The sequence below is a fragment of the Candidatus Chlorohelix allophototropha genome, from assembly GCF_030389965.1.
Taxonomy (GTDB): Bacteria; Chloroflexota; Chloroflexia; order Chloroheliales; family Chloroheliaceae; genus Chlorohelix; species Chlorohelix allophototropha.
Genome location: NZ_CP128399.1, coordinates 2895777 through 2909034, shown reverse-complemented (window position 1 = coordinate 2909034; position 13258 = coordinate 2895777). Strand labels below are relative to the sequence as shown.

10 protein-coding genes and 1 tRNA gene are annotated in these 13258 nt (G+C 45.9%); 4 read left to right on the top strand and 7 right to left on the bottom strand.

The genetic code is table 11. From position 1 onward, the window contains the following. Positions 1-14: 14 nt before the first annotated feature. Together OZ401_RS12710 and OZ401_RS12705 are read right to left on the bottom strand one after the other, a co-directional pair. The gene (locus OZ401_RS12710; protein WP_341468614.1) at positions 15-467 is read right to left on the bottom strand and encodes a response regulator transcription factor; all 453 of its coding nucleotides are present in this window, start codon (positions 465-467) and stop codon (positions 15-17) included. Positions 468-587: 120 nt separating this feature from the next. Further along, positions 588-2348: a sensor histidine kinase gene (locus tag OZ401_RS12705; protein ID WP_341468613.1), complete on the bottom strand. Its 1761-nt coding sequence runs from the start codon at positions 2346-2348 to the stop codon at positions 588-590. A 105-nt stretch (positions 2349-2453) separates the two neighbouring features. Between OZ401_RS12705 and OZ401_RS12700 the strand changes: the two genes are divergently transcribed. Next, on the top strand, positions 2454-3212 hold the full coding sequence (locus OZ401_RS12700; RefSeq protein ID WP_341468612.1) for a phosphatidylserine decarboxylase: 759 nt from the start codon (positions 2454-2456) through the stop codon (positions 3210-3212). Between the two features lie 45 nt (positions 3213-3257). Continuing rightward, positions 3258-3330, top strand: a tRNA-Arg gene (locus OZ401_RS12695). 4 nt (positions 3331-3334) lie between these two features. Here the strand turns inward: OZ401_RS12695 and OZ401_RS12690 are convergent. Next, positions 3335-5278 carry an NAD-binding protein gene (locus OZ401_RS12690; RefSeq protein ID WP_341468611.1) on the bottom strand — a complete coding sequence of 648 codons (1944 nt, stop codon included), beginning with the start codon at positions 5276-5278 and terminating at the stop codon, positions 3335-3337. 191 nt (positions 5279-5469) lie between these two features. Here OZ401_RS12690 and OZ401_RS12685 point away from each other — a divergent pair, with 191 nt between their 5' ends. Both OZ401_RS12685 and OZ401_RS12680 read left to right on the top strand, forming a co-directional pair. After that, a complete protein-coding gene (locus OZ401_RS12685; protein WP_341468610.1) occupies positions 5470-6495 on the top strand; it encodes a CPBP family intramembrane glutamic endopeptidase in 1026 nt (341 codons plus the stop codon). Positions 6496-6751: 256 nt separating this feature from the next. Then, positions 6752-6988, top strand: a complete 237-nt coding sequence (locus OZ401_RS12680; protein WP_341468609.1) for a hypothetical protein — start codon at positions 6752-6754, stop codon at positions 6986-6988. 131 nt (positions 6989-7119) lie between these two features. Here OZ401_RS12680 and OZ401_RS12675 read toward each other — a convergent pair whose 3' ends face one another. The 4 genes from OZ401_RS12675 to nuoK all read right to left on the bottom strand — a co-directional run bounded on the left by OZ401_RS12675 (position 7120) and on the right by nuoK (position 13218). After that, on the bottom strand, positions 7120-8682 hold the full coding sequence (locus tag OZ401_RS12675; RefSeq protein WP_341468608.1) for an NADH-quinone oxidoreductase subunit N: 1563 nt from the start codon (positions 8680-8682) through the stop codon (positions 7120-7122). A 14-nt stretch (positions 8683-8696) separates the two neighbouring features. Next, positions 8697-10472, bottom strand: a complete 1776-nt coding sequence (locus tag OZ401_RS12670; protein ID WP_341468607.1) for a complex I subunit 4 family protein — start codon at positions 10470-10472, stop codon at positions 8697-8699. Then, on the bottom strand, positions 10472-12835 hold the full coding sequence (locus OZ401_RS12665; RefSeq protein ID WP_341468606.1) for an NADH-quinone oxidoreductase subunit L: 2364 nt from the start codon (positions 12833-12835) through the stop codon (positions 10472-10474). Before OZ401_RS12665 ends, OZ401_RS12670 begins: the two co-directional genes overlap by 1 nt. A gap of 71 nt (positions 12836-12906) precedes the next feature. After that, the gene (gene nuoK / locus OZ401_RS12660) at positions 12907-13218 is read right to left on the bottom strand and encodes an NADH-quinone oxidoreductase subunit NuoK (protein ID WP_341468605.1); all 312 of its coding nucleotides are present in this window, start codon (positions 13216-13218) and stop codon (positions 12907-12909) included. Between the last annotated feature and the right edge of the window lie 40 nt (positions 13219-13258).

Genomic DNA, 13258 nt, shown 5'->3' with positions numbered 1-13258 from the left:
AGATACCTTAGAGTCTAATGCTCCATTAACTTTTTGCGTTTGGCAATCAGGTTGCGCCTTCGTTCATCGCGCATACGTGGGTTAAGTATCATCAACGTGATTTTGATCCGATTGATAAGTTCTTGTGGGAAGAAGGGCTTAGTCAGATATTCTACTGCGCCTTCTTCTAAACCATAAATGTAATCTTCATCGGCGGCTTTGGCGGTTAACATAATAACCGGGATACCGGCAGTATCCGGTTCTTTTTCCAGCTCGCGAAGTACCTGCCAGCCATCCATTTCCGGCATCATCACGTCCAGAATCACAAGATCAGGAAACTCGCTGCGGATTTTATCAAGACCTTCCTTACCATCTTTGGCAGATATAACATCGAATCCTTCACCCAACAAATTGGTTTCGACAATATCAACAATGCCCGGTTCGTCGTCAATAACCAGAATCTTGCGTCCCGCAGTTTCGATATTCATAAACCACTCCTGAAAACATAAGAGTTAGAGAAATACCCCCGAAATTTACTTTAAATATAGTAAAGATACGGCTTCGGTAAGATTTATTCTACCCTTTTATCAGATAAGCCGCAATACCTGTCACTCTGCATCCACTTTCCACACCTGTAGGGTGATGACAAAAGTAGTGCCTTGTCCTACAGCGCTTTCCGCCCAAATTTCGCCACCATAACTGGTAATGATATTTTTGCAAATATACAAGCCAAGCCCGGTTCCCTGCGTTTTGCGGGTTAAACCTGTTTCTACCCGATAAAACTTCTCAAAAATGCGCATGAGGTGTTCTTGTGCAATACCAGAACCTTGATCGCTAACCCTGATTTCGACCTTCTCGCCATTGTCAATTCGGCGCGTGCTAATACTGATTTTTGCGCCCTCTGGAGAATATTTAATGGCATTGGAAACAAGGTTGATAATTACTTGTTCGAACTGATCGCGGTTGCAACGTGCGCGGGCTTCATCGTGTACCAAATCAAGCTCAAGTTCGTGATTACCCAATTGCCCCTGAAAAGTTGATACGGCGTGATTAATGGCTTCGCGTGCATTGACCGGCTGAGGATTAATCCTGAAGCGTCCCGATTCGATGCGCGATACACTTAGCAGATTATCAATTAGAGTAATCAAGCGGTTAGAAGCTTCATCAATACCGTTGATAAAGCGTTGCTCTTTTTCTGGACTCAACTTTAATTGTTCTGCCCGTAACAAGGTGCTGGCATAGCCTTTTATGAGCGCAAGCGGGGTTCTGATTTCATGGCTGGCGATGCTTACAAACTCGTCTTTAACCCGATCTAATTCTTTTAACTCCACATAAGCAATTTGGACTTCTGTATAGAGGCGCGCATTTTCGATTGCCAGCGCCGCTTGATTGGCAAAGGTCAGTAACAGGTTTACTTCATGCGGGCTAAAATCACGCACGATATAATCCACTCCGTACATCACCCCTACGATTTTATCGGCAGACTTGAGCGGAATACACAACAGCGAGCTAACTCCGAAAGCTACTGCATTACTAAAGCGCGCATCATCTGCCACGCTCATTACCACCAACGGACGCTCTCGTTCCACAATTTCGCCACTAATTTCTACAAATAGTGAGGAATTGAGCCAGTTTATGATTTCATTGGTGCAACCGTGATGCCCGTAATCCGGGTGAACCAGCGGGTGTCCAGCCTTTTGGTCATGCAAAGCCACCGCTCCGGCGCTAAGTTCCGCCATTTCGCAAAGCGCTGCCGCTGCTGAATTCATCACCTTTACCATATCGAGCGTTTGCCCGATACGATTGCTGAGATCGTTTAGCTTACCAAGCTGATAATTGTGAAACCGCATGGTTTCTTCGCGGTGACGGATAATAGAGTCACGTGCTGTCATATACGCCTCCGCTACCGCGGCTACTTGAATATCCATAGCTTCGTTAATGCGTTTCTCCATTTGCATTACACTGGCAGGAAAGGCTACCCACAAGCGACTTTGTAACATTCGCTGTACCGAGTCTAGCACGGCTCTGCGGAAAACCGCCAGCGACATGAGTAAATCCTTCATCTGGAAACCTTGTCGCAATCGTTCGCTTGCCATTTCTCGCGCCATCCGGTTAACCTGATCGAGCAGGGTATCCTGTTCTTTACGGGTATATGCCATTAGGGCTTTGATGATTAATTCTAGGCTTTGTTCGTGGTAAAGCTCCGGGTTGCGCAACTTTTCCAACTCGGCGAAAGAAGGGGATTCTTTTTTTATTGCCTCCCACCATTCATTGAGAATGCGCTGCGAATCCTTCTTTAGGAATTTCGCCACGTTTGTAAGGGAGGACGCATTATCTTTACTCTGGTTATATCCCGAGTTTTGGCTCATAATGGCAGAATTCCGAAACAGCTAAGGTTGGTTATAACGTTCCATTGCGGGTAAATACCCTTCGATTATAGCACAGGAATTGTAGCTGAGTCCCTTAGTTGACAATTGCGTAATGTCGCACTATTCTATTTCGGCATGAAATACTTTATTGAGCTTCTTGTTGATTTATCCCCACGCCCTCGCGTAATACGTGAAGGGTATTTACGTATTGGGTTGGCTACTCTGCTTTTAGTGCTGGCAGTTTTCCTGCATAATACGCTCAGAAAAACTCCCTTGCGCCCCTTGTCAACAGCCTTACTCAATGCATCGTTGGCTACCCTCTCTTTTATGCTTTTCTACTACCGCGACCCTATCCGTGAGCCATTGGGCAGTGACCCGAATTATATCTATGCGCCTGCGGAAGGTCGTGTTGTTTCTGTAGAAGAGGTTCTGGAACCCAAATTTATCGGCGGTAAGGCGCTGCGTATCAGCATTGTGGTGGGCTTATTTAATGTGCAATTGCTCAGGTCACCCGTTTCCGGGCAGTTACGCTACCATTTTATCGAGAATTTACCCGGAATTAGCAATAATAATCTAGGCTTTGTCACTGCTGATTCTCACAAAGTATTGGTTACCCACCAATGGCGCTACGGTAAAAACTTTTTGCCTACTCCGCTAGGTACAAAGAGAGTTTCTACCCTACGAACTGAAGCCGGTACGCCTTTAAAGGTAGCTCAAAAGATAGGGGCATGTGGCTTTGGAACAGGCACTATCGTTCAGCTTTATATCGCAGCAGATGGTATTGTACAGCCTGTACCGGTTATCGGTATGAAAGTTCGTGCCGGTACAACTGTGCTAGGACGTTTTACGCCAAAGAACGATTGACAAAAATTTAGAGGCTGAGTATACTCAAAATTGCAAAAAAGTTTTGCGCCCGTAGCTCAGTGGATAGAGCATCCGCCTTCTAAGCGGATGGTCGTTGGTTCGATCCCAACCGGGCGTATTTTTTATTGCTTCACAACTTTATTCAACAGGTACGCTTCTAAAACCCGCTCATACATACCCACAATGTAGATAGTATCCCCACTTTTTAGCACCACATTTTTACGAGGCTGAAATACAGGCTCTTTAATAGAGCTATAGCTTGCATTTTCGTAAATATAAGACATTACCACCACTTTTTTACGCTCATATAAATCACCGATAGTAATCCTGTCCAACCCACTGTTCGCTTGTACCGCCAGTTTTGCCACAATATAGGGTTGAAGGTCTATATAAAAGGTTGTGATAACTTCGTAGTCCAACGCTGCTGCTACGAAATAGGGTGCTGCCAGCGCAGACGCGCTATATATTTTCTGTATGTCAAAATTTTTGGTTATTCTATCACCCAAACTTTTGTCAAAAACGCGCAACACTATTTGCAGTTTTTTTTGCTTATTCGATTCCTTAGCATAAAACTCCGCACGGGCATTCAAAGCGATTTCTAGGTTCGCTAGGTCGTCATTGCTAAGAACGGCAATTGCTTTTGCCTTTTCCACGTTTAGTTGGCTTAACATTTGAGGAAGCCGCCCATCTCCGACAATTACCGGAACCCCTAACGCGGCTGCTTCACTATTGAAACGTCCATTCTCGCTCTTTTCTATAACCGCTACCGGTTTACCTTGCGCAATCAAACCTAGCATTACCTGATAGCCTATTGTGCCAAGACCGCACAATATAACGTGTCCTTCCATATCGCGCACTTTCTGGCGACCTACAACGGCTTCAATACGTCGGCTGATTACAAAATTGGTTACGAAGGCATACACTATTGACATTGATAAAGCTCCAACCAGAATCAACATTATCCCAAATACTTTGAGAGTCCAATCCTGATTAACGAAGCTGTAATCACCAAATCCAACCGTAGCGATGATGGTAACCGTAAAATAGAGTGCATCTAAAAGGTTAAACTCGATTGAGTTACCTCTAGAATCAACGATATTAGGATGATAGAAAAACCATAAAGTTACAGTACTGAACATGATTATTAAGCCTACAATCAGAAGGGCAAAACGAAAGGGCTTTTCTATATCCCGGATAAGGTCTAAAACGGCTTTTCGCATACGGTTCAAACGGTTAAAGCGGCGCGCTTTATTGTCCAACGGCTTTTTATTTTTATTGGAACTAGCCTTGGGCGTTTCTTGCATATTAAGTGCCTTAACCAGATCGCTTTCCTGTAACCGTACCCCCGGTAGCTTCTTCAACACCTCTATCTGCCCGGCTAACACAACGGTCTGTCCCGGTTTTACAATATAGTCCGGTGGCGGCATTAAGACTGATTTAGAAGGTGGTTTTGTTGTACCTCGCACTTTAATCGGTGTAGCAGGGTAGTACAAATCCTGTATGTTACCTTCTGTACTGACGCTTGCTTCCACCACTGCTATATCATCATGGTGCAAGTTGAACAGGTGTAATACGCTGGAATTTACGCAGGCTTCAATGAAAGAAGGTCCGGCTTTTTTAGATAAGCTTAGTACAGTGGCGTTGGCGACAGCCTGTGCAATTTGGTCTCCAATCTTCTGGTTAAAAAAACTGGCAACGGTACGAATTCCCGGTACCAGTTCATTCGATGCTAGAATAATTTCAAGGTTCTCCAGATCGTTATCTTCGCAGGCTATAACTGCTTTGGCTCCCAAAATGCCTGCTTCAACCAGCACTTCAGGGTTACGGCTATCTTCACGCAGAAATTTAATCCCCATACGACGGGAGCGTCGCTCGAATCGTTCATCTGGTATATCGTCTATGACAATTAAACGCAAACCGACTGCTCTCAGGTGTTCAACTATTCTGAAGCCGAGGTTGTGTAATCCACAAATAATTATGTGATCGCGCCATGTAGAGGGGTCATCTTCACGCTCAGGTTTCTGTTGTAACTGTTTTTCGTCGAATTCGGATGTAATTTGTTGCATTGTCACCTCTGCTTGCACAAAATAACTTCCTGCGAGTATTATTTTGAGGAATTATTTAAAGTTATCAACCGCTATACACAAAATGTAGATAACTTTTGCATTGAATATACCAAATTTAGTTGTGTCAATTTTTAGTGTATAATGCCAATATTATTTTTGATTGTTTGGCACATTCAACTGAAGGCTGAGTAATGAATTTCTTGGTAGTGCTTGTAGTCGCATTGCTGGTAAGTGCAGGTTGGTTTGTTAGCCTGCGTTTTCTGGGATTGAAATCCGAAATTCAAAAGCGAGATCCCGCCAGCGCCGAGCAAAGGTTGGGCTGGATTCGAACATTTAGGGATTTGGCTTTTTTCTTTAGCCTTTATTTTATCATAACCACTTTGCTAATCTTTAGTTTTGCCTTTATCTATGCCTTAATAAACCCCCCTAACAAGTTTAATTATCTAGACTCGTTCGGGCAAATTGTCAATTCAGTTTCACAGGACGGAGGCGTGCTTAGCGTCAGTAGTATTTGGGGCGCACTGGTTTTGCTGGTTGGGGCAGTAGCAGCCGTTTTCGTTAGTCAGCGCGTGGCTAGAGGGCATTTTATCCTCGATCTTGGGTTGCGCTTATATACGGCGGTACCGGTTGATATTATTCTCGGTATTTTGCTTGGTCCGTTACTATTTGCCTTGGTTTATTTTTTTGAGCGTTCTACCGGTTTGATGCTTAGTAATACGGGTCCAAACTATGATGCTGGGCAGATATTACAATGGGCAGCAATCTTTCTGTGTGTGGCTATTGCTGAAGAACTGGTAGTACGTGGCTACATTCTTCAAACTATAAATCTTACTTGGGGCGGAGTAGCCGCTGTAGTTGGTTCCTCAGTCTTCTGGGGGTTATCCCACCTCTTGAATCCTCATGGTAGTATCCTTGCGGCGGTTAATATTGCAGTGGCTGGTCTGGTTTTTGCATATGCTTATATGATTACCGGACACTTGTGGTTGCCCATGGCTTTCCATTTTTCGTGGAACTTCGCGCAGGGTGTGATTTTTGGCTTCCCGGTAAGTGGTTTCACCGTGTCATCCCCCGTGTTACAACCTTTAGTAGATGGCCCAGACGCTGTTACAGGCGGGTCATTCGGTCCCGAGGGTGGTCTGGTAGGTATGGTAGCTTTGCTGGCAGCCGCTTTGTTGTTATATGGTTGGAGCAAAACTAGACAATTCCCAAAGAATTAAGCTTCATATATGTAAATTTATCTACTTGACACTGTTTGTTAACAAAAGTATAATTGTACAAATATTGTAATAATAAATACAGGAAAAACTTCTACAAAACTTATCTAACCTGCTCTGCTCTTAAAGATAAGAACTCCGCCTGTCAATACACTCGATAAAAATCGGAATTGGGGTTAGTACAGGTGCCGCAATTTAGCGATGAAACGACATAATTAAGTATGACGTAGTTTTTTGCGTTCTACGGGAGGGTAGCAGCATGGCTCGAAACGAGGCAACAATCCGCGGCAGCAAAGCTGGTATTTCTTATGATAAGGTGCGCTGCAATAATTGCGGTAGTAATCTTGAACCTATAGGAAATCGTTTATTTTTGATGTACAAGCGAGCACAACTGCCGCAGCCTAATCATGAAGCATTGGTTTGCGTACATTGCGGTTGGGTTGAAGGCGATACCGCTTTTCAAGCTTTACTGGAGGAACGCATTAACAGTCACTAAAAATTAATCTCACATAATAGCAGTATACTCATAGCACCCCTCATAAAATTGAGGGGTTTTGCTTTTTAAAAGTCAAAAAAAGCCCTCGTCCGTTTTTTAGGGAGAGGGCTTTTTCGATTAACTGCTTTTAACTATTTTCCTATCGCAGTTTTTATCCCCTCAAAGAAAGGAGTTGCACCGTCTCTTGCCCAGTCCAGCGCGGGACCGGGATAAATGCCCAGTATCAAAATTGCTGCGGTAATTAGCACCAACGCAGTTGTGATAAACAACGCCCTGGTGGGTTGTGCTCTTTCTTTGATACCTTCCGGGGCAGGACGGAAGTACATCGCCACAATTATACGCAAGTAGAAGAAAGCCGATACCGCGCTGTTTAACGCGCCTATAATCACCAACCATGTAAGGTCGCTATCAATAGCGGCTCGGAACACAAAGAACTTGCCGAAGAAACCGCCCGTAGGTGGCAATCCGGTCAACGAGAAAAGACAAACAGCCATTGCTAGCGCCGGAATTGGAGCCCAGCTACCCAGCCCGTTGTAATCTTCTTCGTCTATACCGTTTCCAGTGTTCTGCAACCAGATGGCGATACCAAACGCACCCATATTCATAAATACGTAGATCACTGAGTACAACAGAATCGAGCCAATAGCATCCCGACCCTTTTCAGGGCTATTAACATAGGCTGCCAGACCGATCATGATGTAGCCGGTGTGGGCGATACTGGAGTAAGCCAGCATGCGTTTGACGCTCTTCTGCACGATTGCTACCAAGTTGCCGAGAGTCATTGTCAGCACTGCCAGCACAGCAATAACAATAGTCCATTGCTCAGAAAGTTGCGGTATCCCCTGCACCATAACTCGAACCATTGCAGCAAAAGCCGCTGCTTTTGGTCCTGTGGACATGAAAGCGGTTATTGGCGTAGGTGCGCCTTCATAGGCATCCGGTGTCCAGATATGGAACGGTACCGCCGCAATCTTGAAGCCGAAACCAACCAGCAAAAGCAGCATTGCGAAGGTTAAGCCCGGATCGTCTTTCAGACCTGGGGTTGCAGTAATAGCTTGCCGGATTTCGTTTAGGTTGGTTGATCCCGTCATACCGAACAACCATGCCATACCGTACACCAGAATGGCAGTAGCGATAATACCGAGCAAGAAGTATTTCAACGCACCTTCTGCCGAACCTTTGTCATTGCGGGCAAAGCCGGTAAGGATGTAAACGGAGATAGAAATGAGTTCAATACCCACAAATATTACCGTCAAATCTCCTGCGGCAGCAGTCACCATCATACCTAATACGGCGGAACTCTGGATGTTATAGAAGTCGCCGATCGGCATATCCCGTTTCAGCACATAATCAGGCGCAATTAGCACGCTGAGAATGGCGGAAATCAGGAAGACAATTTCTAGGAAAGTGGTGAAATTATCACGGATGAACATACCACCAAAAGAACTACTAGGTACTCCTGTAGGTGGCATATAATTGAACAATGCTACAGCTGCTACCAAAGCACCGCTGTACCCTATCAGTGCCAACCAGCCTAAGCTAGGGCGCTTGTCTTTGGGTATCAGCATATCAATGATGGTAATCAGAGTGCCGCTAAGCAACACAATGAGTTCAGGCAACAGTTTGATAAAATCGTCGCCAGTGAAACTCGGCTTAACATTTGAAATTTGTAATACAACCGACTCTAGAGACACTTGATATCTCCGTCTTATTTAGAGAATAGATGTACAATTGCCGCGAAGTCTATGGAACCGGCAATATCGACAGATTTAGAAGCCACATTGGTAATTGCCTCGGCAGGCTTGCCTAGGAAATCAAGCACAAGCACTGGGAAAACGCCCGTAACTATTGAAAAAGCAGCCATCGGGTAAAGCGTGAACCATTCCGCGAAGTTTAGGTCTTTTAACTTCGCACCGTTGCGAAGCATGTCTTTGTCAGCGTGTCCATGTCCATGCCCGTGTTCTTCGTGAGCATGTTCGGCGTGGCTGTGTTCTTCGTGACTATGCTCAGCATTATGACTGGCGTGACCGCCATGGCTGCGTTCATATTCTTCCGCTTCTTTGATTTTACCTTCTACAAAAGCGAGGTCGTAATCATCTACGCGCCCGAATAAGACACGTTTGTACAACCACAACATGTAGACTGCCGCAAAGACAATAACGAAGGAAGCCGTAAAGGCATACCATCCGGTTACTCGGAAAGCGCCTTGCATAGACAGGAATTCACCCACGAAACCACTCAACATCGGTAATCCTAGCGAACCCATTGTGTAAACCATCATAATGGTGGCGTACACAGGCATGCGATTTCCAATGCGGAGTGTATTCGAGATTGTGTTTATATCGCGAGTGTGTAGGCGGTCGTAGATAACACCTACGCAAAGGAACAAGCCGCTGGTCAAAAGTCCATGGCTGAACATTGTGAAAACTGCGCCATCAAAACCCTGCCGATTGTTGATCAGCGGGTTAACTTCACCCTTGATTGCCTTTTCACCAAAGCCTGCCGCAAAACTGAACAACCCCAATACTACGAAGCCCATATGGCTTACGCTGGAATAGGCTACCAGACGTTTCATATCCGGTTGTACCAACGCTACCAGCGCTCCGTAAATGATGGCGATAAGTGCCAGAACAATCATAAACGGTGCTAGGTCGTGGCTGGCATTCGGGAACAGCGACAGGTTAAAGCGTATAAGACCGTAACCGCCCATTTTAAGCATTACGCCAGCCAGAATAACGCTACCGGCGGTCGGTGCTTCGGTGTGTGCATCGGGCAACCAAGTGTGCAGAGGCCACATCGGGATTTTGATACAGAATGCCACGCCGAAGGCAAGAAATGCCCAGAATTGGAAGTCGTGGTTTAAGCCACCTGCTTTTGCCAAACCGTCGGTTATTTCTACAATATCCAGTGTAGCTGCTTTGCCGGTTACTTTTATATACTCAAAATACAGGGCGATAATCGCCACCAGCATCAGAAGGCTACCTACTAACGTGTAAAGGAAGAACTTGACGGCAGCGTAGATACGTCGCGGGCCGCCCCAAACCCCGATAAGTACCGCCATCGGGATAAGCACAAGTTCCCAGAAGATGTAGAACAGGAAGAAGTCAAGCGCACAGAAGACTCCAACCAGACCTACATTCAACAGCAGCATCGAGAAATAATATTCACGGATGCGGGTTTGGATGGGCTTCCAACTGGCAATGATTGCCAAGAAGAAGAGTATGCCGTCGAGTAGGAGCATTAGCACTGAAACGCCGTCCACACCCATATGGTAGGTTGCACCCAAGCCGGGTATCCAATCTGCTTTTTCAGTAAACTGGTATCCGGTCAAAGAGCGATCAAAACCGATGGTGATGATCAACGATACTATAAAGTTGGCGAAGGTAGTTACAAGCGCAATGCCTCTTATAATGTCATTATTCTTTGGCGCTAGTAGTATCAGCACCGCTCCAGCAAGCGGCAGATAAGTCATTAAGGATAGCATTAAAATTTAACCCCCACCGTCAAGTAGAAGATTGCCACCACCACTACCAGACCGAGCGCGATATAGAGCGCATAGTTGGTTACAAATCCGGTCTGTACTTTACGCAAGCCCTGCGAGATAAGACGGGTCACGTAGCCTACACCGTTGACGATACCGTCAATGATGAATACGTCGATGCCTCGCCACAGGAAGCGGAAGAACGCCAGACCACCCTTTATAAAGATTAGGTCATACACTTCATCAAAGTACCACTTGTTGCGCGAGATATAGTAAAGCGGTCCGGAGAGGCGCATTGCCCGTTCCGGTAGCGTTTCCCGGTTTTTGTGATACATCACGTAGGCAATGCCTACGCCAGTAAGTGATACTACTGCCGAAACCAGTAATAGAATCAAGGTTCCGGTGAAGTCAGGCTGTTTAGCAATGTCACTATTTTCCATTACTTTAAGCGCAGGCTCAAAGGTGGGTTCTAGGAACTTCTCGATCTGGTTTACCCCATTGCCAAAGATTACATTCGGTAGACCAACATAGCCCGCTGCAATGGACATAAAAGCTAGGAAGGCGAGCGGCGCTTGCATATTCCAGCCCGGTTTGTGGACATGTACCTTAACCTGCTTGCGAGCTTTATCGGCGTTGCCACCTACGAACTCAATGATTTCACGTGGGTTGAAGTATTGGATACCCAACTCTGTCGCTTTTTTCTGCATACCGGTGTGCGCAAGTCTGGTAAGAGCATTCGGCAAGCGGTAGCTACCACTCCAGAAAACCGAGAAGATCATTCTGAAGCTATAGAAGGCGGTTAACAGAGCGGAGAAAAGACCGATTAAGTAAATCCACCATTGCCCTTGCAGGGCGGCAGTACCTAGAATTTCGTCCTTGCTCCAGAAACCGGCGGTTAACGGTACACCGGCAAGAGCAGCAGCGCCAAAGGTCATGCTGATGGCAACAACGGGCATTTGCTTGAAGTAGTTGCCCATATAGTCCATATCCTGCGGGTCTAAACCGTCACGCATTAGGCGATCATCGCTGTTGGGGTCAACGCCGTATTCGATGGCGTTTTCAGCCGCTTCGAATAACTCGAAGGCATATTCGGCTGCTTTTGCCGGATCATCAGGATACTTCTTCTTCGCCCATTCTTCAGCATTATGATGAATTTCTTCAAACATTTCCTTGATGGTGTCTTCGTTGCTGTGTATGACTGCGCCACAGCCGAGGAAGAGCAAACCTTTGAAGAAAGCGTGTGTCATAAGATGGAAGAAAGCCGCTACCCAACCGTACACGCCCAAAGCAAAGAACATGTAACCCAACTGGCTTACAGTTGAGTAAGCCATAACCGCTTTAATATCTTTCTGGGTAGTACCTACGGTGCTTCCGAAGAAGGCTGTCAGGATACCGATGACTGCCACTACCGCGATGGCTTCTTCCGAGCGCACGATGATGGGGTTGATCCGTCCTACCAGATATACACCGGCGGTCACCATTGTTGCGGCGTGGATGAGGGCTGAAACGGGAGTAGGACCAGCCATTGCGTCTGGCAACCACACATGCAACGGTATTTGTGCCGATTTACCCATAGCGCCCATAAACAATAGAATGCTTACGAGAAATACTACTTTGCCATCTACTAGACCTTCTTCAAAGACTTTAAAGACGTTCTCGTAGTTCAGACGGTCAAAGAGCGGGATTCCTTCACCGTGTGGTAGCATAATTACGAACAACCACATTACGCCCAGACCGAACCCAAAGTCACCGATGCGGTTGACCACAAAGGCTTTGACGTTGGCGGAAGAAGGAAGCATGCGACCCCAATCGTATTTTTTGGCGAACCAAAAACCGATCAACAGGTAGCTGCTCAAGCCCACTAACTCCCAGCCTACATACAACCACAGGAAGTTGTTGCACATTACCAGCAACAACATACTGAAGGTAAAGAATGGCAGGTAGGTGTAGAAGCGGTGGAAGCCGTCTTCGTTCTTCATATAGCCTGTGCTGAAGATATGTACCATCAGACTGATAGTGGTAACTACCACCGTCATTACCGAGGTTAGCGGGTCTAGCATCAGACCAAATCTAATTTGGAAATCATCACCACTGGGTATCCAAATGAAGATTTCTTTAACGCTTACCAGATGTTCACTCGAGCCTTGCAGGAAGACGAGCAAGATTATCGAGATGGTCAGGGAAGAGATAATCGCTGTAATCCCGATAACTCCCGTTAAGCCCCGCGCAAATCGCTGCCCTGCCGTCAAATCGGATTTTTTCCGAGAAGCCAAAAATGCAAGGCTAATAAAGGCATTTATGAAGCTGGCGACTAGCGGTATGATAGGGACGAGCCAGAGAATGCTCTCTACGTCTTTTGCAGTCATTCTTGAGAATTACTCCCCACACGTTTCAGAAAAGCGTGTTGCGAATCACGCCCTCAAAAAGGGTAAAATTATTAGTCTTTGAGCATACCTATTGAGTCTGCATCTACCGAACTTTGCTTAGTAGCAAGGCTTACTATGATAGCCAGCCCTACGGCAGCTTCGGCAGCTGCAACCGTTACTACAAAAACCACAAAATTGTCACCGGCCAAATTAATTCCCTTAGTAAAGCTACGGGCAAATGCTACGAAGGTGATATTCACGGCGTTCATCATCAATTCAACGCACATAAAAATAACCAGAACATTCCGGCGCATAAGTACGCCCGTAAGCCCTATCGAGAATAAAACTCCACTTAAAATCAAAAACCAAGCTGTCGGTATCATCTAATCTTCTCTTTGTTTTGTACTAGTGATACTTTATGGC